General features: G+C 69.6%; 17 protein-coding genes and 1 pseudogene. 13 read left to right on the plus strand and 5 right to left on the minus strand.

Annotation, left to right across the window (positions count from 1 at the left end; all coding sequences use genetic code 11):
- From GXZ33_RS09115 to GXZ33_RS09130, 4 genes are all read right to left on the minus strand, one after another.
- On the minus strand, positions 1-1,091 hold a 1,091-nt coding region (locus GXZ33_RS09115), incomplete at its 3' end, for a 2-oxo acid dehydrogenase subunit E2 (RefSeq protein WP_291340736.1).
- A gap of 124 nt (positions 1,092-1,215) precedes the next feature.
- Positions 1,216-4,935, minus strand: a complete 3,720-nt coding sequence (locus tag GXZ33_RS09120; protein WP_291340707.1) for an ABC transporter ATP-binding protein — start codon at positions 4,933-4,935, stop codon at positions 1,216-1,218.
- A complete protein-coding gene (locus GXZ33_RS09125; protein WP_291340709.1) occupies positions 4,936-5,703 on the minus strand; it encodes a hypothetical protein in 768 nt (255 codons plus the stop codon).
- Positions 5,704-5,789: 86 nt separating this feature from the next.
- On the minus strand, positions 5,790-6,608 hold the full coding sequence (locus GXZ33_RS09130) for a shikimate 5-dehydrogenase (protein ID WP_291340737.1): 819 nt from the start codon (positions 6,606-6,608) through the stop codon (positions 5,790-5,792).
- A 19-nt stretch (positions 6,609-6,627) separates the two neighbouring features.
- On the opposite strand from GXZ33_RS09130, the gene GXZ33_RS09135 reads away from it, so the two are divergent.
- The 3 genes from GXZ33_RS09135 to GXZ33_RS09145 all read left to right on the plus strand — a co-directional run bounded on the left by GXZ33_RS09135 (position 6,628) and on the right by GXZ33_RS09145 (position 10,373).
- The gene (locus GXZ33_RS09135) at positions 6,628-8,205 is read left to right on the plus strand and encodes a carboxylesterase/lipase family protein (RefSeq protein WP_291340711.1); all 1,578 of its coding nucleotides are present in this window, start codon (positions 6,628-6,630) and stop codon (positions 8,203-8,205) included.
- 135 nt (positions 8,206-8,340) lie between these two features.
- On the plus strand, positions 8,341-9,186 hold the full coding sequence (locus GXZ33_RS09140) for a hypothetical protein (RefSeq protein WP_291340712.1): 846 nt from the start codon (positions 8,341-8,343) through the stop codon (positions 9,184-9,186).
- A 92-nt stretch (positions 9,187-9,278) separates the two neighbouring features.
- Entirely contained in the window at positions 9,279-10,373 is a 1,095-nt protein-coding gene (locus tag GXZ33_RS09145) for a serine hydrolase domain-containing protein (protein ID WP_291340714.1), read from the plus strand.
- An 8-nt stretch (positions 10,374-10,381) separates the two neighbouring features.
- On the opposite strand, the gene GXZ33_RS09150 is transcribed toward GXZ33_RS09145, so the two are convergent.
- Entirely contained in the window at positions 10,382-10,843 is a 462-nt protein-coding gene (locus tag GXZ33_RS09150) for a hypothetical protein (protein ID WP_291340716.1), read from the minus strand.
- A 102-nt stretch (positions 10,844-10,945) separates the two neighbouring features.
- Here GXZ33_RS09150 and GXZ33_RS09155 point away from each other — a divergent pair, with 102 nt between their 5' ends.
- The 10 genes and pseudogenes from GXZ33_RS09155 to GXZ33_RS09200 form a co-directional block, all read left to right on the plus strand.
- Entirely contained in the window at positions 10,946-12,169 is a 1,224-nt protein-coding gene (locus GXZ33_RS09155; protein WP_291340718.1) for an MFS transporter, read from the plus strand.
- A 108-nt stretch (positions 12,170-12,277) separates the two neighbouring features.
- Positions 12,278-13,060 (plus strand): HipA family kinase, encoded by a 783-nt coding sequence (locus GXZ33_RS09160; RefSeq protein WP_363237183.1) that lies wholly within the window; start codon positions 12,278-12,280, stop codon positions 13,058-13,060.
- A complete protein-coding gene (locus GXZ33_RS09165; protein WP_291340723.1) occupies positions 13,057-13,914 on the plus strand; it encodes a DUF3037 domain-containing protein in 858 nt (285 codons plus the stop codon). The genes GXZ33_RS09160 and GXZ33_RS09165 overlap by 4 nt, the downstream gene beginning before the upstream one ends.
- Before the next feature lie 11 nt (positions 13,915-13,925).
- Positions 13,926-15,287 carry a DHA2 family efflux MFS transporter permease subunit gene (locus GXZ33_RS09170; RefSeq protein WP_291340725.1) on the plus strand — a complete coding sequence of 454 codons (1,362 nt, stop codon included), beginning with the start codon at positions 13,926-13,928 and terminating at the stop codon, positions 15,285-15,287.
- An 11-nt stretch (positions 15,288-15,298) separates the two neighbouring features.
- Positions 15,299-16,249 carry a nucleoside hydrolase gene (locus GXZ33_RS09175; RefSeq protein WP_291340727.1) on the plus strand — a complete coding sequence of 317 codons (951 nt, stop codon included), beginning with the start codon at positions 15,299-15,301 and terminating at the stop codon, positions 16,247-16,249.
- Positions 16,250-16,308: 59 nt separating this feature from the next.
- A complete protein-coding gene (locus GXZ33_RS09180) occupies positions 16,309-17,094 on the plus strand; it encodes an ECF transporter S component (RefSeq protein ID WP_291340729.1) in 786 nt (261 codons plus the stop codon).
- 40 nt (positions 17,095-17,134) lie between these two features.
- A complete protein-coding gene (locus GXZ33_RS09185; protein ID WP_291340731.1) occupies positions 17,135-17,824 on the plus strand; it encodes an energy-coupling factor transporter transmembrane component T in 690 nt (229 codons plus the stop codon).
- Positions 17,815-18,918 carry an ATP-binding cassette domain-containing protein gene (locus tag GXZ33_RS09190; RefSeq protein ID WP_291340733.1) on the plus strand — a complete coding sequence of 368 codons (1,104 nt, stop codon included), beginning with the start codon at positions 17,815-17,817 and terminating at the stop codon, positions 18,916-18,918. The genes GXZ33_RS09185 and GXZ33_RS09190 overlap by 10 nt, the downstream gene beginning before the upstream one ends.
- Positions 18,915-19,997, plus strand: a complete 1,083-nt coding sequence (locus tag GXZ33_RS09195) for an acyltransferase family protein (RefSeq protein ID WP_291340735.1) — start codon at positions 18,915-18,917, stop codon at positions 19,995-19,997. Before GXZ33_RS09190 ends, GXZ33_RS09195 begins: the two co-directional genes overlap by 4 nt.
- A gap of 341 nt (positions 19,998-20,338) precedes the next feature.
- Positions 20,339-20,712, plus strand: a pseudogene (locus GXZ33_RS09200) (NAD(P)/FAD-dependent oxidoreductase); the annotation flags it as partial.

Below are 20,712 nucleotides of genomic sequence, written 5' to 3' on the forward strand. Positions count from 1 at the left end.
CGGTCGAAGATGTGGTCCCAGAACTTGTCGTCGACCAGCAGCTGCGACATGGTGCGCAGGAACTCACCGGACTCCGCGCCCTGGATGACGCGGTGGTCGTAGGTGGAGGTGATGGTGACCAGCTTGCCCACGCCCAGCTCGGCGAGGCGGTCCTCGGAGGCGCCGGCGAACTCGGCCGGGTAGTCCATGGAGCCGACGCCGATGATGGTGCCCTGGCCCTTGGTCAGACGCGGGACGGAGTGACGGGTGCCGATGCCGCCCGGGTTGGTCAGGGAGACGGTGACACCCTGGTAGTCCTCGAGCTTCAGCTTGCCGACGCGGGAACGGTCGACGATGTCCTCGTAGGCCTCGATGAACTCATCGAAGGCCATGTTCTCGGTCTCCTTGATGGCGGCGACCACGAGTGCGCGGGAGCCGTCCTTCTGCGGGAGGTCGATGGCGAGGCCGATGTTGATGTGCTCCGGGACGACGACGGACGGCTTGCCGTCCTTGATCTCGTAGGAGACGTTCATGTCCGGGTGGGCCATGATCGCCTTCACCATGGCGTAGCCGATGATGTGGGTGAAGGAGATCTTGCCGCCGCGGGTACGTGCCAGGTGGTCGTTGACCATGGCGCGGTTCTCGAACATGAGCTTGACCGGCATGTCACGCACGGAGGTCGCGGTGGGGACCTCGAGGGACTCGTCCATGTTCTTCGCGATGGCCCGGAACATGCCGCGCAGCGGCGTGGAGCCGGCCTCCGGCTTCGGGGTGTTGGCGGCGCGGTCGATGGGGGAGACCGGCTTGCGGCGGGCCGGGCGCGCCGGTGCCGGCGCTGCCTTCTGGGTGGTGGCCTGTGCGGCCTTGGCCTGCTCCGTCACGACGGTCTTTCGCTCCTCGCTCTTGTCGGAACCGATCGGGCCCGCGCTGGGCACCGACACCGGCTGGGAGGCCGGCTTGGGGGCTGCGGTAGTTTCAGCGGACAGCGGGGCACCGTTCTTCTCAAACAGCTCCCGCCACTCCTTGTCCACGGACTGGGGGTCCTTCTGGAACTGCTGGAACATCTCGTCTACCAGCCACTCATTCGGGCCGAAAGTACTTGCGCTGCTCACGGCAGGTGCTCGCCTCATTTCCTTGCTTCATGGTGCAGTCGTCTTGCCAACAATAATTGTCCACTACAGGGTAGCGTGATGATACCCTGCCCCCTGCACTGCTGGGGGCTTATCTCCACCCCCGTTAGCGGTGGGCACGCCAGAGCCCGGCGTACACACCCTCACGATCCAGCAGTGCGGGGTGGGATCCGTCCTCGATGATACGTCCCTTATCCATCACGAGGATTCTGTCGGCCCGCGCGGCCGTCGCCAGACGGTGCGCGACCACCACGGACGTGCGTCCCCGCGTGACCCGCGCGGAGGCGTCGAGGACGGCTGCCTCGGTCGCCGGGTCGAGGGTGGCGGTCGCTTCGTCGAGAAGCATGACGTCGGGGCGCAGGAGCTCCGCGCGGGCCAGGGCGATGAGCTGACGCTGGCCGGAGGACAGGCCGCGGCCGCGTTCGCCGATGGTGTGGCGGAAGCCCCCGGGGATGCCCGCGATGATGTCGAGTGCGCCGATGCGGCGCACGGCCTCCTCAATGTCTTCATCACTTGCCGACGGCCGCCCGTACGCGATGTTCTCCGCGACGGTGCCCATGAACAGGTGCGCCTCCTGCGGGACCTGGGCGACCTGGCGTCGCCAGTCGGCGAGGGGGAACTCGCGGATGTCGGTGCCGTCCGCGCTGACGTGACCGCGCACGGGGTCGTAGAAACGGGCGAGCAGCTTCACGACGGTCGACTTGCCCGCCCCCGTCGTCCCCACGAGGGCGACGGTGGTGCCGGGTTCGATGCGGATGTCGAGGTCCTCGGCGACGAGGGCACCGTCGGGGGAGTAGGCGAAGTCGACGTGCTCGAGGGCCAGGGTGCCGCGGGCGGCCTCCGCGGCGGCGTGCGCGGTGCGGGTGCCGGTGTCGGCGACGGCGGGACGCTCGGCGAGCAGGTCGGTGATGCGGCGGAAGCCGACGGCGGCCTGCTGCCAGGAGTCGAAGATCTGGCCGAGCTGCTGGATCGGCCCGTAGAGCTGGGCCAGGTACATGACGAACGCCACGAGCACACCGGCGGTGAGGTCACCGTCGGCGACGCGGGCGGCCCCGACGCCGAGGACCAGGGCGGTGGTGATCTGCGAGATGGCGTTGACACCGGGGAAGTAGACGGCGACGGCGGTCTGGGCGTGGGTGCGCAGGCGTCGGTAACGCTCGGACTCGGCGGTGAACTCGGCGAGGGCGAGCGGGGTGCGGCCGTGCATCTGGGCGGTGCGCAGGCCGTTGATGTTCTCCTGGAAGGAGGCGTTGACGGCACTGACCTGCTCCCGGGCGCGGGTGTACAGGCGCGAGGAGATCCGGCGGAACACGAGGGTGACCGCCAGGATGAGCGGGATCGCCGCGACCGCCACCAGCGAGAGCCCGGCGTCGGTCCAGGCGAGCATGCCGGTGATGCCCACCAGCGTGCCCACCGACACGATCGCCTGCGCCAGCCCGGTCTGCAGGAAGGAGCTGAGCGTGTCGATGTCGGTGGTCATGCGGGTCATGATGCGGCCCGAGAGGGTCGTCTCGTAGAAGTTCATCGACAGCCGCTGCAGGTGCGCGTAGCTGCGCAGCCGCAGCCCGTAGAGCAGGCGCTCGCCGGTGCGCGAGGTGAGCACCACCAGCGCGGTGGCCGCGGCCCAGCTCACCGCGACGACGGCCAGGCCGCCGCCGGCGATGCGCCACAACGCGCCCATGTCGCCCTGTGCGACGCCGTGGTCGACGGCCCAGCGCATGAGGGTGGGGAAGGCCAGGTCGGTGAGCACGCCGACGATGAGCAGCACGATGACCGCCACGATCAGCCCGCGCACCGTCCGGAACAGGTCGCGCACGCGGAAGGCGGAACGGTCGGCGCGCAGGTGCGCGGAGTCCAGCCCCGGCTGTTCCGTGGCGGGCGGCAGCTTCTCGACGCGCGCCAGCAGCTCCGGCGTCGCCGAGATGTTGCCCAGGCCGCGCCCGCCCATGCCACCGCCGCCGCCCATGCCCCGGCCCATACCGCCGGGCTGGGTGGAGATGTGCTCGGTGCGCACGTGGGTGACGTCGCTCGGCCACAGGTCCTCGCGGGCGGGCTCGGGGATGTTGGTGCGGTCGGGGAGGGGGACCGGCTCGGGGTCCATGATGCGCAGGTAGCGGGGGTCGTCGGCGAGTGCGGCGACGGTGTCGACGGCGATGATCCGGCCGTCGTCGATGATGGCGACGCGCTCGGCCAGGTCCAGCGTGGACTGGCGGTGGGCGACGGCGAGGACGGTGACGTCGGAAAGTTCGGTGCGCAGGCCGTCGAGGATGCGGGCCTCGGTGGCGGCGTCGATGGCGGAGGTGGCGTCGTCGAGGATGAGCACGCGCGGGCGGGAGAACAGTGCGCGGGCGAGGGCGATGCGCTGGCGCTGGCCGCCGGAGAGCGTGAGGCCGCGTTCACCGACGACGGTGTCGAGTCCCTCGGGCAGCCGGTCGATGAACTCGAGTGCCTGCGCGAGGCCGGCGGCGTGGCGGATCTCCTCGTCGGTGGCCTCCACGCCCATGGCGATGTTGTCGCGGATGCTGGAGGAGTAGAGGAACGCCTCGTCGAAGACGACGGTCACCGCCTCCCGCAGGGCGGAGCGGGTGATCGTGTCGTAGGGGATCTCCCGGCCCCCGGCGGTGAGCGCGAAGGTGCCGCCGTCGGGTCGGTAGAAGCCGCCGGCCAGCTGCACGGCCATCGACTTGCCGGAACCGGTGGGGCCGATGAGCGCGAGGGTCTCGCCGGGGGCGATGTCCAGGTTCATGCCGTCGAGCACGCGGTGGCCGCCGGTGTGGAAGGTGACGTCGTCGATGCGCAGGCCCAGGGGGCCGGCGGGGATGTCCCGCGGGTCGGCGGGGTCGGGATCCTGCGGGGTCATGTCCAGGACCTCGGCGATGCGGTCCAGCGACGCCAGACCCATCTGGAAGGTGACCAGCAGCCCGGAGAGCATGCCCACCAGGCGCGTCATCGTGGCCAGGTACACGGAGAAGGCGAAGAAGGTGCCCACCGTGATGCGGCCCTCCATGACCAGCCAGCCGCCGAGGAGGATGTTGACCACCAGGGCCACCTGCGGCAGGTTCTGCAGCAGCGGCTGGAAGCGGGCCATGAGCTTCGCGGCGCGCATCTTGGCGGCGAAGAGGGTGCGCCCCAGATGGTCGAGGTGGTCGACCTCCCGGTCCTCCTGCGCGAAGGCCTTGACCACGCGCACGCCGGTGACGGTCTGCTCGACGTGGGTGGCCAGGTCGGCGGCCGACTGCTGGGCGACCCACGTGGCGGCGTACATCGAGCGCCGCGACCACACGGCGATGCCGACGATGAGCGGCATGAAGGCCAGCGCGATGACCGTCAGCAGAGGGGAGACCCACAGCATGACGCCGGCGGTGATGAGCAGCTGCACGACGTTGCCGATCGCCATCGGGCCCATCGCCACCAGGCCCTGCGTGGCGTTGAGGTCGGAGATCGACCGCGACACGACCTGTCCGGTGACGATCCGGTCCTGACCCGGCCCGTCGAGACGTTGCAGCCGGTCGAGGATGCGCACGCGCAGGGTGTGCTGGGTGTCGATGGACAGCCGTCCCGCCGTGTAGCGCCGCAGGAACTGGCTCAGGTAGCGGGCCAGCGCCACGGCGATGAGGACGATGATGATCTGCCGCAGGGAGGCGTCGGTGCCGGTCGGGCCCTGCCCGCCGACGCCGGTGGCCACGTCGACCGCCGAACCGGTCAGCAGTGGGATGGCGACCTCGAACAGCACCGCGGCGACCGTGGCCACCAGGGTGACGGCGGTGATGCCGCGGCGGGCACGGAGGGCGTCGAGAAGCTCCCTGACCCCGGAATGCCGCCGCAACTAAGCCACCGGGGACGCGAAGGTGGCCGGGACGACGCCCAGCGACTCCCGCGAGTTCGCGATGACCGCGCGGGTGAGCTTGCGGTTGGCCACCGTGCCCGCGATCGCGCCGATGCCCAGCGGCATGAGCTTGCCCAGCCATGCACGGCGGAAACGCTTGGAGAAGTTCTTCAGCGCCATCCGGATGAGGCGGTTGTTGACCTCGCCGAGCTTCGGCGCGGAGAAACGCGCCATCGTCGACATGGTCGGCAGCCCCTTGGACTTGCCGACGTCCCCGACGAACGCATCCACCACCGCCGTGCCCTTGGCGCCGAGCAGGGAGACGAGGATGAGGGCCTTGCGGCGCTCCTTCTCCGAGATGTCCACGCCCCGCAGGTGCGCGCTGGCCAGGGTGTACCAGGCGGCGGCGTCGAGGAAGACGAGCGACTCCGCGCCGATCGCGGCCGCCCCCATGAAGAAGCCGACGCCCGGGATCGCGGCGGCGGCACCGGCGCCTGCCCCGGTGCCGGTGGCGATCCGGAGGAAATGCTTGTCGACGAGCTCCTGGATCTCCGCCGGGCTCGCCCCCGGATTCTTCCGCCGCAGACGGTCGACGTAGTTCTCGATCGCCGAGGACTGGACCGACACCGCCTTGTCGAGTGCCCGGATCAGCGCCCGGCCGGCGGGGCTGGCGTCGGCCTCGAGAGCCCGGGGGTCAGAACCCAGGCCGTCGACGATGGCCTGCTCCGGGGCCTCCGTGGTCTGCGGGGTGGACTTGATGAGGGCCATGGGTTCTCCTTCAGGTGGTTATTTATTGTCCGATCCTAATTGATTGCACATTCTCTAACTCCGGGTCACGCCCGTTTGTTCCCGTGTCAGGGCCCGTCGTTGGCGTAGGCCTCCGCTGCCTCGACCTGCTCCGGGGTGGGGCGCACGCCGGTGTACAGCGCGAACTGCTCCGCCGCCTGCAGCGCCACCACCTCGCCGCCGTTGATGCTCGGCTTCCCCAGACGCTCCGCGGCCGCGATGAGCGGGGTGCGCACCGGGTACGCGACGACGTCGAAGATGATGTCGGAGGCCGCGATCTCCGCGTCGCTGAAGGACTGCGCCTCCGGGGCCAGCCCCGTCATGCCCAGCGGGGTGACGTTGACCAGCAGGCGGGCGTCGGCGGGCACCTCCTCCGGGGTCCAGTCCCAGCCGTACTGTTCCGCCAGGGCCGGGCCGGTCTCCCCGTTGCGGGCGACGACGGTGCCGGACATCCCGTGGTCCGCCAGCGCCGCAACCACCGCGTTGGCCATGCCGCCCGAACCCCGCACCGCCACCGGCAGCGACGGATCGACCCCGTGGGAGCGCAGCAGCGAGGCGACGGCGACGTAGTCCGTGTTGTAGCCGACCAGCTCGCCGTCGGTGTTGACGATCGTGTTCACCGCGTTGATACGTGCAGCGGAGGGGTCGAGGGCGTCGATGAGCGGGATGACGGCCTGCTTGTAGGGCATCGACACACCCGCACCCCGGATGTCCAGACCGCGGATGCCGGCGACCGCCGCCGTGATGTCCGTCGGGGCGACCGCCTTGTAGAGGAAATTGAGCCCCAGTTCGGCGTACAGCCAGTTGTGGAAGCGCACGCCGTGGTTCGAGGGACGCGCAGCCAGGGAGATGCAGAGAGTCGTTTCGCGGTCGACGTAGTTCACCATGCTCACTACCGTAGTGATCATGACATCCTTCGACACCCCGGGACCGCAGGTCCGCACCACAGCCGGTGCGGTACGGGGGTTGGTGGACCAGAAACTGGGGATCCGGACGTGGCGCGGCATCCCCTTCGGGGCCAGCACCGGAGGAGACAACCGCTTCCGCGCCCCCCGTCGCCCCCGACACTGGCGGGGCGTGCGCGACGCCACCCGCTTCGGCCCGGTCGCCCCGCAGCCGACCTACTCCTGGACCGACCGGGTCGTCGGCGCGGAGAACTGCCTCCACCTCGACGTCGTCCGCCCGGACACCGACGATGAACTGCCCGTGGTCGTCTACCTCCACGGCGGCTCCTTCATCATGGGCTCCTCCCACGAGCCGATGCTGCGCGGCTACCAGTTCTCCACGGCCATCGACTGCGTGTACGTCTCCGTCAACTTCCGCCTCGGCGCACTCGGCTACCTCGACCTGCGCTCGATCGGCGACGACTGCGTGGCCAACCCCGCCGTGCGCGACCAGATGCTGGCCCTCCAGTGGGTGCAGTCCAACATCGCCCAGTTCGGGGGAGACCCCACCCAGGTGACCCTCATGGGTGAATCCGCCGGTGGCTCGGCCGTGGCCACCCTCATGGCCGTCCCCGCCGCCGAGGGGCTCTTCCACCGCGCGATCGCCCAGTCCCCGCCGCTGGCGATGGTCCACTCACGCACCCAGTCTGAACTGTGGGCCCGCGAACTCGTCTACCGGATGGCCCTGCCCCGCCAGGCGACGCTGCGGGACCTGCGTGCCGAACACCCGCACGACCTGGTGCGCGCAGGGCAGTCGATGATGTGGCGCGGCCAGGGCTTCATGCACCTCAACACCACCTACGCGCCGACCGTCGACGGCACACTCCTCCTCGAACACCCCCTGCAGGCCTTCCGGGACGGCGGGCAGACGAAGGTGCCGCTGCTGCTGGGCACGAACTCGGATGAGACGAGCTTCTCCAAACTCTTCTACATGCGGAACTCGGCCCGTTCCCGCGCGGCCCTGCGCCTGCTCTCCGCCTTCGACTCCGTCGAGGCACACCGCGTCCTCGACGCCTACGCCGGCGCCTATGAACGCGGCCAGTTCGCGGAGCTGCTCGCCGACGCACTCTTCTGGGCCCCCTCCGTCCGCCTCGCCACCGACCACAACCTGCAGGCCCCGACGTGGATGTACCGCTTCGACTACGCCCCGGCCGCCCTGCGCTGGCTGGGCCTGGGTGCCATGCACTCGCTCGAGCTCTCGTCGATCTTCGGTGACCCGGGTGCCTCCCGGACCTCCGGCATCACCCGTTTCGGCGGCATGGAGGGCATGGCCGAACTCACCGACCGCATGCAGTACCACTGGGGCCAGTTCATCCACCACGGCCGCCCGGGCGTCGAGTGGCCGGCCTACGGGCCGCCCTCGGAGACCACCCCGGCCCGCGCCACCATGGTCTTCGACGACCCCGCGCGCGTCGAGTACGACCCCAAGGCCGGGCAGCGCCGCGCCTGGGCCGACTACGACATGACCGAGTGGGGCAACGGCGTGCCCGAACTGCTGGAGCAGCTGGGGTTGATGATCAGCACGGAGCTCGGGAGGTAGTCCTCCGGATTTTCCGGCGGCGTTCTCCGCGGGCGGCGAAACGCTGGGCAGGACAGGGTGCGCGCGGCTAGGCTGGTCCGGGATTGCCGTTGGCGGTCGTCGCCTAGAGAACAACCGTGAAGGGATATCACCACCATGAGCTTCTTCGAGGACATTGCCGCCGCCCTGGATGACGAGGGCATCGAGTCCCGCGTCCACGACGACACCATGTTCGTCCCGATCACCTCCGACCTGGAGATCCAGTTCGTGGAGATCGACCCCCACATGCCCGCCGCCAACGTCTACATCGCGGCCGCCGACGTCGACGAGGACGACGAGAACTTCGAGGCCGTGCTGGTCTCCGTGGTCTTCTCCGTCGAGGACGCGGTCGCCACCGTCGCCCGCCACGTGGCCACCGACCAGGTCGTGACCGTGCTGCGGGACCTGCTCGAGGGCACCGACGAGCGCATCGGTGACCTGGAGTTCTACCAGGACGCCGTCAACGCCAACCTCGTCCGCGCGGAGGTGGGCCACAACTCCGAGCTGCAGGTCCTCGTCGAGGTGATCGAGGGCGTGCCGTCCGCGGTCGTCCAGTTCGTCGCCATCGGGGAGTCCTTCGAGGACCTCATCGACCAGGCCATCGACGAGCTGTGGGAGTCCGACGGCGACGCCCAGCTCACCGAGGAGGACCGCCAGCGCATGTTCGCGGACCTCACCGCCGAGGTGGAGCTGGCCACCGACGAGGTCCTCGACCTCGGCGTGTTCACCGACTTCGACAGGCTTTTCGACGTCATCTCGCTCGCCGCCGACCAGGCCGAGGACTGGGAGGAGCAGCTGGTGCCCTTCGACGAGGACGAGTTCGACGAGCCGGACGTCTACGACCTCTTCGGTGCCGACGAGGGCGATGATGACGACTTCGACGACGAAGACGATGAAGACGACGAAGATTATGACGGGGACGACGAGGATGACGTGGACGAGGCCGATCACGACGAGGCCTGAGCCCCGTTGATCGACCGCCGTGCGCTTTCCTCCGGGACGGCTAAGATGCGCAGGGTGTACAGGGCCGTCGGAATGAGCAGGAGTGGTGTGTCGTGGCGTTGACCTCGAAGTTCCCGGTGTCGCTGGTGCATGAGCGGATCACCCGCATGCGCCAGCGTCCGCCGACCGAGGAACGTTTCCGGGCTGTCGACGAGAAGGTCGCCGAGATGCCGAAACTCGGCGACGTGTCCCTGGCGATCGAGCGTGCCGACGGCTCCTTCCGGCACGTCTTCACCACCGGGCCGCTCGACCCGAATTCGCGTTTCGCCAGCGGTTCGGTGACCAAGCTGTTCACGCACGCCATCATCTTCCGCCTCATCGACGAGGGGCAGCTCAGCTACGACACCCTCATCGCGTCCCGCGTGCCAGCCGGTTCGCTCGACGGGCTGCACGTCATCCGCGACCAGGACTACGGTTCCGAGCTGACCATCCGCCACCTCATCGACCACACCTCGGGTCTGGCCAGCTGGGAGGACACGAAGGACCCGGGTGGCCGTGACGTCATCGACCAGATCGTGGACTGGGACCGCGTCGTCAGCGTCGACGAGCAGATGGAGACCGCCGCCCGCAACGGCGCGAAGTTCCCGCCCGGCCAGGGCAACCGTGCCCACTACTCGGACCTCAACGCGGAGCTGCTCAGCCAGGTCGCCCAGCACACCACGGGCATGACGTACCAGGAGCTGGCGAACCACTACATCATCACGCCCCTGGAGCTGGAGCACACGACCTTCGTGCGTCCGGGGCGGCACGACTACGCGGAGGTCCGCACCGACAAGCACGTGGTGTGGTCCTCCCGGTATCTGTCGAGTTCGCTGGGGTCCTCCGGCGTCATCTCGACGGCCCTGGATCTGCTGGTGTTCATCCGGGCCTTCCACACCGGCCGGATCTTCGACCACGGGCACATCCAGGACCCGGAGCTGCGGCGGATCCAGTACCGTCCGCTGCGCTACGGCCACGGCATGATGGCGATGGGCCTGCCGAAGATCCTCTCGCCGCTGGTCCCGGCGCCGCTCATCCTCGGGCACACGGGTGTGCACGGTGCCTTCGCGTTCTACTGCCCCTCCCGTTCGGCCTTCATCGCGGGTTCCGTGAACTCGATCGTCACGCCTCCCTTCGAGGTCATCTACCGCTACCTCGAGGCACTCTAGATCCCGGCTCACGCGGCGGCGCTGAACCCCGCGAACAGTGAGGCGGGGGAGTGGACGGGGTGGTGCGCGGCGTCGACAAGCCAGACGTAGGTGGCGGCGCTGCCGCTGGGGATCTCGTGGACGGCGTCGACAAGCGCATTCTCGACGAGCGCCCGCACCCACCCCTCCGCCCGCACCGGATCGACGGCGCCGCGGGCGTCGGTGATGCGGAGGGTGACCAGGTATGCGGGCTCGCGGTCCTCGCCGAAACCGAGGACGCGGGCCTTGACGCGTTCTCCGACGCGGTGGCGGGTGACCGTGACCCGCAGGCCGTCGGGCAGTGTCTTGCCCGGTGGACGCCAGGTGGCGGTCGGGCGGGCGAGGGAGCGGGGATGGTGGAGGATCGAGTGGATGTCGCGCAGCGTGTCCGCCTCGTGGCGACGCAGTCCGGTGGCGACGGTGGACGGGGTGTGCAGGTGGTTGATCGACATGCCCCGCACTCTAGGGCCGTCGAATGACACACCTGTTCGATATGTAGAACAGGTGTGCGATGGCGGTGCGGGGGAGGGGCAGGGGGTACCCTGAGCAGTGATATGACAGATCAACAACAGGTGCGCCCGAAGATCCCCACCGAGATCTGGGTGCTCGTCACCGCGGCGTTCATCATCGCCCTCGGCTACGGTCTCATCGCACCGATCATCCCGCAGTTCGCCGTCAGCTTCGACGTCTCCATGGCCGCCGCCGGAGCCGTCGTCTCCATCTTCGCGGCCTCCCGGCTGCTCTTCGCGCCGATGTCCGGCCGCCTCATCGACACCATCGGTTCCCGCAAGGTCTACCTCACCGGTCTCATGACCGTGGCCGTGACCACTGCGCTCGTCGCCGCCGCCCAGGAGTACTGGCACATCCTGCTGCTCCGCGGCATCGCCGGCATCGGCTCGACGATGTTCACCGTCTCCGCCATGGGCCTGATCGTGCGGATCGCGCCCCCGGAGATCCGCGGCCGGGCCTCGGCGGTGTACGGCACGGCCTTCCTCGTCGGCAACGTCATCGGCCCGGTCGTGGGCGCGGCGTTGTCGATGATGGGCATGCGTGCCCCCTTCGTCATCTACGGCGCCTCGGTGGCGCTGGCCGCCTTCGTCGTGTGGTGGCGGATGCCGCGCCGCGCGAGCGAAGGGGAGGGGAAGAAGAAGGACATGCAGCCGCCGATGCGCTTCGGCGAGGCCGTCCGCGACAGCGCCTACCGTTCAGCGCTGGTCTCCGGCTTCGCTTTCGGATGGGTCAACTTCGGTGTGCGCGTGGCCACGCTGCCGCTCTTCGCCGCCGCCGTGTTCGAGCACGGCGGCGCCATCGCCGGCCTGGCCATGGCGGCCTTCGCCCTGGGCAACGCCGTGACGCTGCAGTTCTCCGGACGCCTCGCCGACACCGTCGGACGCAAGCCGCTGGTCATCTCCGGGCTCATCGTCAACGCCGTGTTCACCGGCGCCATCGGATTCGCCGACAGCTTCTGGCCGCTGCTCATCGTCTCCGCACTCTCGGGCGCCGGCGCGGGCATGCTCAACCCGGCGCAGCAGGCGGTGCTGGCGGATGTGATCGGCAACCAGCGTTCGGGCGGCAAGGTGCTGGCCAACTTCCAGATGTCCCAGGACCTCGGCGCCATCGTCGGCCCGATCTTCATCGGTGCCGTCGCGCAGACCTACGGCTTCGAGCTGGGCTTCCTCATCTGCGGCGTCATCGGCCTGGCCGCCGCCGCGGTGTGGGTCTTCGGCCGGGAGACGCTCGAGGGCGGCCCCGGTGTGAAGCTGGAGAAGATCGCCTAGGTGTCCCCTCGCCCGGCATGCAGAACCGACGGAACCGGGGCACACTGAGCGGTGTTGTCGGGTAGGGGAGGATACGACGTGTCAGAGCAGTGTGGTCCGGCTGAAGTGGTGAACCTGGATCGCCGCCGACGGCTGCGGGAGCGGCGGCGGACCCTGGCCGCGGCCGTCGAACTGTCGCGCACAGGAGCCCATCCCTTCAAAGGGGTGATGAGCGACGGGTCGGTGTTCTGGTGCAAACAGCCCTCGAACCCGCACGGCATCGAGGAGGTCGTGAACGAGGTGGTGGCAGCGGTTGTGTCGGCGGCGGTCGGGGCACCCTGCCGCGAGTGGGCCATTGTCGACGTCCCCGCGGAACTGGTGTCGACCTCCGTCCCCGGGTCCACGGTCCGGCTGCAGCCCGGGCCCTACTTCGGTTCCGCCGCTGTCCACACCGCAGTCGAATCGGATGAGCTGACCTACGTCGACCGGGACGACAATTACGAGCGCATCCCGCGCCTCATCGCCGCCTGGCTCCTGTGCAACGCCGAGGACATCCAGATGATGTACGACCTGGAGGACAGCTTCTCCATCTGGTCCCTGGACCACGGTTTCTGGTTCGGATCGCACGAACGCCCGTGGTCCCTGGCACGTCCCGATCAGCTGCAGGGGCGCCCCGAACTGCCCGGACTGGACGCGGTGATCCCGCTGCCACACTGGGAGAGAGCCGTTGAGGCCGTGAACGCGTTGACCCGGGAACAGTTGGATGACGTACACGCCCTGCTGCCTCCGGAGTGGAATGTTCCCGCGCGGACCGCTGACCAGTTGCTGGACTATGTTGTCAGCCGCAGGAACTATGCTGTCCAGGAACTGGACAGACTGGCGGCAACCGGAAGAACAGGGAGGCGCAGGTGAGAGTCACGTACTGGACGATCCGTGTCGTCCCCGATGCACTTCGCATCGCTGAGTTCGGAGTCGGCGTCATCGCCCATGACCCGGAGTCCGGGGTGGTGGAGTGCCGGATGGCGGCCAAGGAGGACCGCGTGTGGTCCCACATCCCGAACCGGGCATCCGTCCGCAGCTGGTTGTCGGGGCTGTGTGGGCGGCTCGAGGCTCTGGGTGTGTCATCCCAGCTGGAGCTGGACCACCGTTCGACTGTGACGGAGCATCTGTCCCGTCTGCAGCGGCAGATGCACAATGTCATCCGCATCGACGCCCCGAGCTACGCGGCGGGGGATTCCGTGGCTGAGGTGGCGGATCTCATGTTCACCCTCCGGATCTCGGATGGAGCGCCGGAGAGGTCGCAGCAGGGCGTACCGGCGGTGCGCAGGTCCGTCCTGCAGGAGTACCGGAGCAGGGAACACCTCCGGGAGGCCCTGTTCGTCCGACCGCAGATGGTTCTCGGCGGGCGGATGTCCCGTCTGGATGCGGCCGTGGTGGGGGAGGACGTGGTGGAGATCAACCGCGCCTTCTCGTTCGCGGTCCCACCTTCCAGCGAAGTGCTGGACCGCGCCGATGCGTGGACCTACCGCGTGCAGCAGCTCCGGCGGGGCGGTGGAACTCTCGTCTCCGCGCAGGGGGAACGGTGGTCGCTCGCCGAGGACACCCCTGTACTCACGGTCATTGAGGGGCCGGAGACCGCGCAACAGCGGGAACTGTTCGACAACACGACCCGTGACTGGGAATCGCTGCGGATCCGGGTGGTCGATGTGCGGCACATCTCCGCGCATGCGGACCAGCTTGAGTCACAACTGTCCGAAACGGCGTGAATCCGTCCCCGATGTCCGGCTCCCTTTCAGAGAAGCAGTCCTGGCGCGCACTCGCGGCCCTGTGCGTCGGCCTGTTCATGACGCTGCTCGATCAGTCCCTCGTGGCCGTGGCGCTGCCGCAGATCCGACGGGACCTCGACGCCTCCCTCAACCAGGTCGTCTGGGTCTCCGCCGTCTACCTGCTCACCTTCGCCGTCCCGTTGCTGGTCACCGGCCGTCTCGGCGACCGTTTCGGCCAACGGCGCGTGTACCTCACGGGCATGGCCCTGTTCACGGTCGCGGCCTTCGCCTGTGCCTTCGCCCCGACGATCGAGTGGCTCATCGCCCTGCGCGCGGTGCAGGGGCTGGGTGGGTCGCTCATCAACCCGCAGCCGCTGAGCATCATCAACCGGATCTTCCCGCGTGAGCGCCGCGGCGCCGCCATGGGGGTGTGGTCGGCGGTCGCCGGTTCCACGGGACTGTTCGGCCCGGTCATCGGCGGCATGCTGGTGGGCACCGTCGGCTGGCGTGCGGTGTTCCTCTTCTATGTGCCGCTCGGCCTGGCGTCCCTGTTCATGGTGTACCGCTTTGTCCCGCGCCTCCCGCAGGCGGTCGCGCGTATCGACATCCCCTCCGCCCTCGTCTCCCTCATCGCGGTGCTGGGCGTGGTCTTCGCGCTGCAGCAGGGACCGGAGTACTCATGGGCGCCGTGGATCTGGGGTGTGTTCCTCGTGGGTGCCGTGGCCTTCGCCCTGTTCGTGTGGCGGCAGCGCCACACCGGGGAGGGCGCGCTCGTCCCGCCCGCCCTGTTCGCGCACCACAACTTCCGCCTGGGCATTGTCGCGGTGTCGACCCTCGGTTTCGCCGTCTACTCCGTGAACCTGCCGATCATGCTCTACCTCCAGCAGGGGGCGGGGCTGTCCCCGCAGGTCGCGGGTCTCATGCTCGTGCCCATGGGCGTGCTCTCGGTGATCCTGGCACCCTTCGCCGGCCGCCTCACCGACCGGCTGGCCCCGGGGCTGATCTCGCGTGCGGGGTTTGTCACGCTCATCTCCGCGATGGTGCTCTTCGCCCTGTTCATGCACCTCGAGGCGCCCGTGCCGGCCTTCCTGCTGCCGGTCCTCCTGCTCGGTGCGGCCAATGCGCTGGCGTGGTCGCCGAACTCCGCGATCACCATGCGGGACCTGCCGGTCAGCCTCACCGGCGCGGGCTCCGGCGTCTACAACACCTCCCGCCAGGTGGGCGCGGTGCTCGGCGCCGCCGCGCTGGGTGCCGTGATGCAGACGGGGGAGGGGGCCGTCAGCTTCGGCACCGCCATGGGCACGGCGATGCTCGTCCCGGTGGGGCTGCTCCTGGTCGGGCTGTTCGCGGTCTCCCGCTTCCGGGCGGACTAACCTCGACGGGCATGATCCCCGTCCTCATCGACTGTGACCCCGGCATCGACGACACCCTCGCCCTCCTCTACCTCGCTGCGCTCCACCACGCCGGCGAGATCGAGCTGGTCGGCGTCACCACCACCGCCGGCAACACCACCGCCACGCAGGCGGCGGGCAACGCCCGGTGGGTCCTCGAGCTTCTCGACGTCCCCGTGCCCGTCCTCCCCGGCCGCCCCGCCCCGGCGGAGGTCCCGCTGGTGACCACCCCGGAGACCCACGGGCCGACGGGCCTGGGGTACCTGGACGTCCCCGCCGCCCCCGACAGCGGGGAGTGGCCGGAGCTGTGGCGGGGGGTCGTCAACAAGCATCCGGACCTGCACCTCATCGTCACCGGACCCCTGAGCAACCTCGACGCCTTCCGCCGCACCCACCCGGAGCACTACGCCCGCCTCCGGCACGTCACGGTCATGGGCGGGGCGGTGAACTACCGGGGCAACACCACACCCACCGCGGAGTGGAACTTCTGGGTCGACCCGCATGCGGCCGCGAGGGTCTTCGCGCACCCGCCCGCCGGGAAGATCCGCCTGTGCTCCCTCGCCGTCACCGAACGTCTCCTCATCGACCCGCCCCGCCTGGAGAGGCTGGTGGGGGAGGTGGGGCCGGGTGACGTCGCGAAGCATCTCCCCGACATCCTGCGCTTCTACTTCGAGTTCCACGAGGCCCAGGGGGAGGGCTACCAGGCCCAGATCCACGACCTGCTCACCTGCATGATCGCACTGGGCACCGTTCCCTACGAGGACACCGCCACCACCGTCGCCGTCGAGGCGCACAGCGAACTCATGCGCGGCACCTCCGTCGCCGACCTGCGTGGACACTGGCACCGGGCAGCCAACGCCCGGCTGGTCACGGACGTCGACATCGACGCCGCCCACGCCGAACTGAGCCGGGCCGCCCGCACGCTGGCCCGGGTGATCCGTTAAGATCAGCAGAGCCCGAGGTGACATAGGGCCCTTCTGTCGTGCCCACGCAAGGAACTCCCATGCCACAGATCACCCTCAGCCCCCTCCGTCGCGGAATGATCGGCGCCGGCGTCGCCCTCGTCGCGGCCACCTGGCTCTACCTCGTCCTGGTCCGCCCCACCGACTGGGATTCGGTCGGCGGTTCGACCGAGGCCCTCATCACCCTGGGTGGCTACCTCGGCGGGGCGGTGCTCCTGCTCGCAGCGACGCTGCCCGCGCTGCCCGCCCGCACCATCGGCGTCATCCCGGTGGCGCTGGTGCTCAACATCGTCATCGGCCAGGTCGCCGGCTCGGTGGGCGTCCCCTTCTACCTCGACTCCGTGGGCACCGTGCTCGTCGCCGCGCTGGCCGGCCCGGTCGTGGGTCTGGCCACCGGCACGCTGAGCTCCGTCGTGTGGGGCCTGCTCAACCCGGCGGCCCTGCCCTTCGCAGCCGTCGCGGCGGCGACCGGCTGGCTGGCGGGCGTGGCCATCGAGAAGGGGGCCTTCCGGAAGCTCTGGCTGCTCATCCTCTCCGGCCTGCTCATCGGCCTGATCTGCGGAGCGCTGGCGGCCCCCGTCGCGGCCTTCGTCTACGGCGGCACCGCCGGTGTCGGCACGGGCGCGATCGTCTCCCTGTTCCGCGAGCTCGGGAACTCCCTGCTGGCGTCGGTGACCATGCAGTCCATCATCTCTGACCCGCTGGACAAGCTGGCGGTGCTGGCCGTCGTCTTCGCCACGGTCAAGGCGCTGCCGAAGAAGACCCTCGATTCCTTCCGCCCTCAGGACGGTCAGCTGCACCCCGCCGAGGCACCCGTCACCGCCTAGGACCTGAAGGGACGACCGTCGCCTCCCGGAGAATCCTCCCATGCACCCCCTGCACGCCCGCCTCAACCCCCTGACCGCGCTGGTCACGGGGTTGAGTTCGTGGATCCTGGTGCTCGGCGTCAACGACTGGCGACTCTCCCTGGCGGTCATCGCCGTGGCCCTCATCCTGGGTACCTGGCGCACGGGCAACCTCTCCGTGCCCGCCACCACCGCGGTCCTCTCCGCGCCGACGGCCCTGTCCATGCTGCTCGTCCACGCCCCCTACGGCACCGAGCGGCTGGCCCCGCTGCTCACCCGTGACGGCCTGCTCACCGCCGGGGAACTGACCCTCCGCTTCACCGCCCTCATGGCCGCCCTCCTGGCGGCGGCCGCGTACATCACCGTCCCGGAACTGGCGAAGGCGCTGCAGGTCAGCTGGCTGGGGCCGAAGGTGGCCTACATCGTCTCCGCGGCGCTGCAGCTGCTGCCGCAGGGGCGGCGCGTGGTGGAGACGGTCACCGACGCCAACCGCCTCTCCCGGCGCCGCATCACCGTGGGCACCGCCCTCCCGCGGGTGGCGGTCCCGGTGATGACGCACCTGCTCACGGCGAACGTCGAGAAGTCGCGTGCCCTGGAGACCGCGGGCCTCGACCTCCCGGGCCCGCGGACCGTCCTGCGGCCCGTCGCCGACAGTCCCCTCCAGCGCGTGCTGCGCATCCTCCTCCCGCTGGGGGCGATCGCATGCATCTAGTACCGGGCACGGTCACCCAGGTCATCGGCGCCTCGGGGCAGGGGCTCAGCCGCTGGGCCCATAGCCTCGGGCACCCGGTGGTCAGCCAGGAGGCCCTCGCGCACGTCACGTTCCTCCGCGCGACCGTCGCCGAGGAGGTGGCGTTCGGGCTGGAGCAGCGGGGCGTGGAGCGAGAGGAGATGCAGCGGCGCGTCGACACGATCCTCGCGCGCGTCGACCTCGACCCGGAGGCCGACCCCGCGACGTTGTCCGGCGGCCAGACACGTCGGCTGGCGATCGCGACGGTCGCGGTGCTCGAGCCTCCCGTGCTGGTCCTCGACGACCCTTTCGCCGGCCTCGACGCCGACTCGTCCGCCCGTCTGCGCGCGCTGTGCCGGGAGTTCCCCGCCACCGCGGTGCTCATCGTCGGGCACCGGGTGCAGGATCTGCCCGGCGACGTGTTCACTCTTGCCGGCACCGACCTCGTCCCCTTCCTCCCTCCCGACCCGCTCGAGCTCCCCATGCCGGTGACCCCCGGGGAGCGCCTCGACCTGGGGGAGGTGATCGGGCGGCGGGGCGGTGGGCGACGCCGGTGGTGGCAGTTCCGTACGCCGGGCCCGCAGTTCCGGGTCGGGCCCGTCCCGGTGACCCTGACGCGCGGCGGTGTGCTGTGGCTACGCGGGGCGAACGGTTCCGGGAAGACGACGCTGCTGCGGGCGCTGGCGGGGCTCGACGGTGCTCCTGCCGCTTCCGAGCATGACGTCTCGCTCCTGCTGCAGCGTCCCACCGACCAGGTCGTGGAATCGACGGTGGGGGAGTTCACCGGATCCCGCCACGCGGAACTCGGCCTCGATCCGGACGTCCATCCGCTCGACCTGGGCGCCACCGACCTGCGGCTCGCGCAGTTCCTGGCGGTCGCCGCGCAGGGGCGGCCGGTGCTGCTCGCCGACGAACCCGACGTCGGCCTCGACCACCGCGGGCGGGGGATCATGCACCGGTTGATCGCCGCGGAACTGCGCGCCGGGACCGCGCTCATGCTCACGTGCCACGACGAGTCCTTCGTCACCGAGGTCGCTGAGTACGCCGCGGTGTCGTCGCTTAATCTGGATGAATGACCCGCATCCACGGACTGGACCTGGCCCGCGCGCTGGCGATCATCGGGATGATGATCGCGCACATCGGTCCCACCAACGTCATCACCCGCGGGCACCCCTCCGTCCTCTTCGCGGTGCTCGCGGGTGTGTCGATGGGGATCATCGCCTCCCGGGCGGCCACGCTTCACGACGTCCGCGTGACCCTCCTCGTCCGCGGCATCCTCCTGGTGGTCATCGGGGTGGTGGTGGATGCGCTGCAGGCGGGCATCCTGGTGGTGCTCATCGCGATCGGTGCGTCCTACCTGCTGCTCGCCCCGGTGGTGCACTGGTCCACCAGGTCACTCGCGGTCCTGCTCGGCGGGCTGCTGGTCCTCGGCCCGCTGCTGCTCGGCGCGCAGGAGAGGTGGCAGGTCGACTGGCACTCGGAGGCCTTCACGGATCTCTTCTTCGGCTCCTACCCGCTGTCGGCGTGGCTCCTGTACACACTGGTCGGGCTGCTGGTCCACCGGCTGACCCTGGACACCGGGGCCACGGCCTGGCGGGAGCTCTGGTTGTTGTCGCTGGGACTGCTGCTCCTGGCCCTCAGCCTCATCGTCGTCGAGGCCACCGGGATCGGCCCCCGTGAGGAGCTCAGCTTCCGGGCGGCGGCCCTGACCGCCGAGCCCCACACCGGCGGGCTGCTCGACATGATCGGTTCCACGGGGGTGGCGCTCGCCGTCATCGCCGCGTGTCTGCTCCTGTGCCGCGTGCCGGCAGCGGTGGTGCTGAGCTACCCGCTGCGGGCCCTGGGCTCGATGTCCTTCACCGTGTATGTCACCCACGTGATCATCACGACGATCGTCAAGGGCAGCTTCGTCAGCCTCCCGGTCGAGGAGGTCCCGGAGGTGGCGGACCCCGGCTGGGAGATGTACGTCCCGGGCGTGGGCTACGTGTCACCGCCACCGATGGAGGTCTACAGCGACCCGTTCTGGCCGCAGCTGTTCGTGTGGCAGCTCATCGGCTTCCTCGTCGCCGCCTCCCTGTGGCGCCTGCGCTTCCGTCGGGGGCCGGTCGAGTGGGGCGTGAGCCGCGCCCTGCAGGGGGCGCTGGAGAGGAGGTAGCGGGGCGTCGAAAAGCGCTCCTCAACAGGCTTATCACCAGGGAAATATGCATTAATGCACATAATGTGATAGTCTTATGTCTTGGGTGTGGCCCAGTTCAGAGCTTTTCGCTATGAATGGTGGCCGTCGCAGACCCTGACCACGGCAGGCCTCCCGGCCACGGCAGGTCCCGGGTGCGACGGCCCGCTCTGCTTCTCCCGGCCGGCGCAGGTGCGCCGCCGAACGGCCGCCGTCGACAAGCTAACTGAGAAATACGAGCGCGTGCCGCGCGGCTGAGGCCCCACCAGGGCCCCGGCCCCTCCACGCAAGAGTTGAGGCCCGGGAGGGCCGGAAAGGCATGCTTGACCAAGCAGCGCATTGCAATCATCGGAGCTGGCCCGAGCGGAATCGCCCAGCTCAGGGCTTTTGAGTCCGCCCAGAAGAAGGGTGCGGAGATTCCGGAGCTGGTGTGCTTCGAGAAGCAGGACGACTGGGGCGGCCAGTGGAACTACAGCTGGCGCACCGGCACCGACCAGTACGGTGAGCCGGTCCACTCCAGCATGTACCGCAACCTGTGGTCGAACGGCCCGAAGGAGGTCCTCGAGTTCGCGGACTACACCTTCGACGAGCACTTCGGCAAGCCGATCTCCTCCTACCCGCCGCGTGAGGTTCTGTGGGACTACATCGATGGTCGCGTGAAGCAGTCCGACGTGCGCAAGCTCGTGCGCTTCGCCAC

Origin of the sequence: Corynebacterium sp., assembly GCF_012838985.1 — a bacterium.
Classification (GTDB): domain Bacteria; phylum Actinomycetota; class Actinomycetes; order Mycobacteriales; family Mycobacteriaceae; genus Corynebacterium.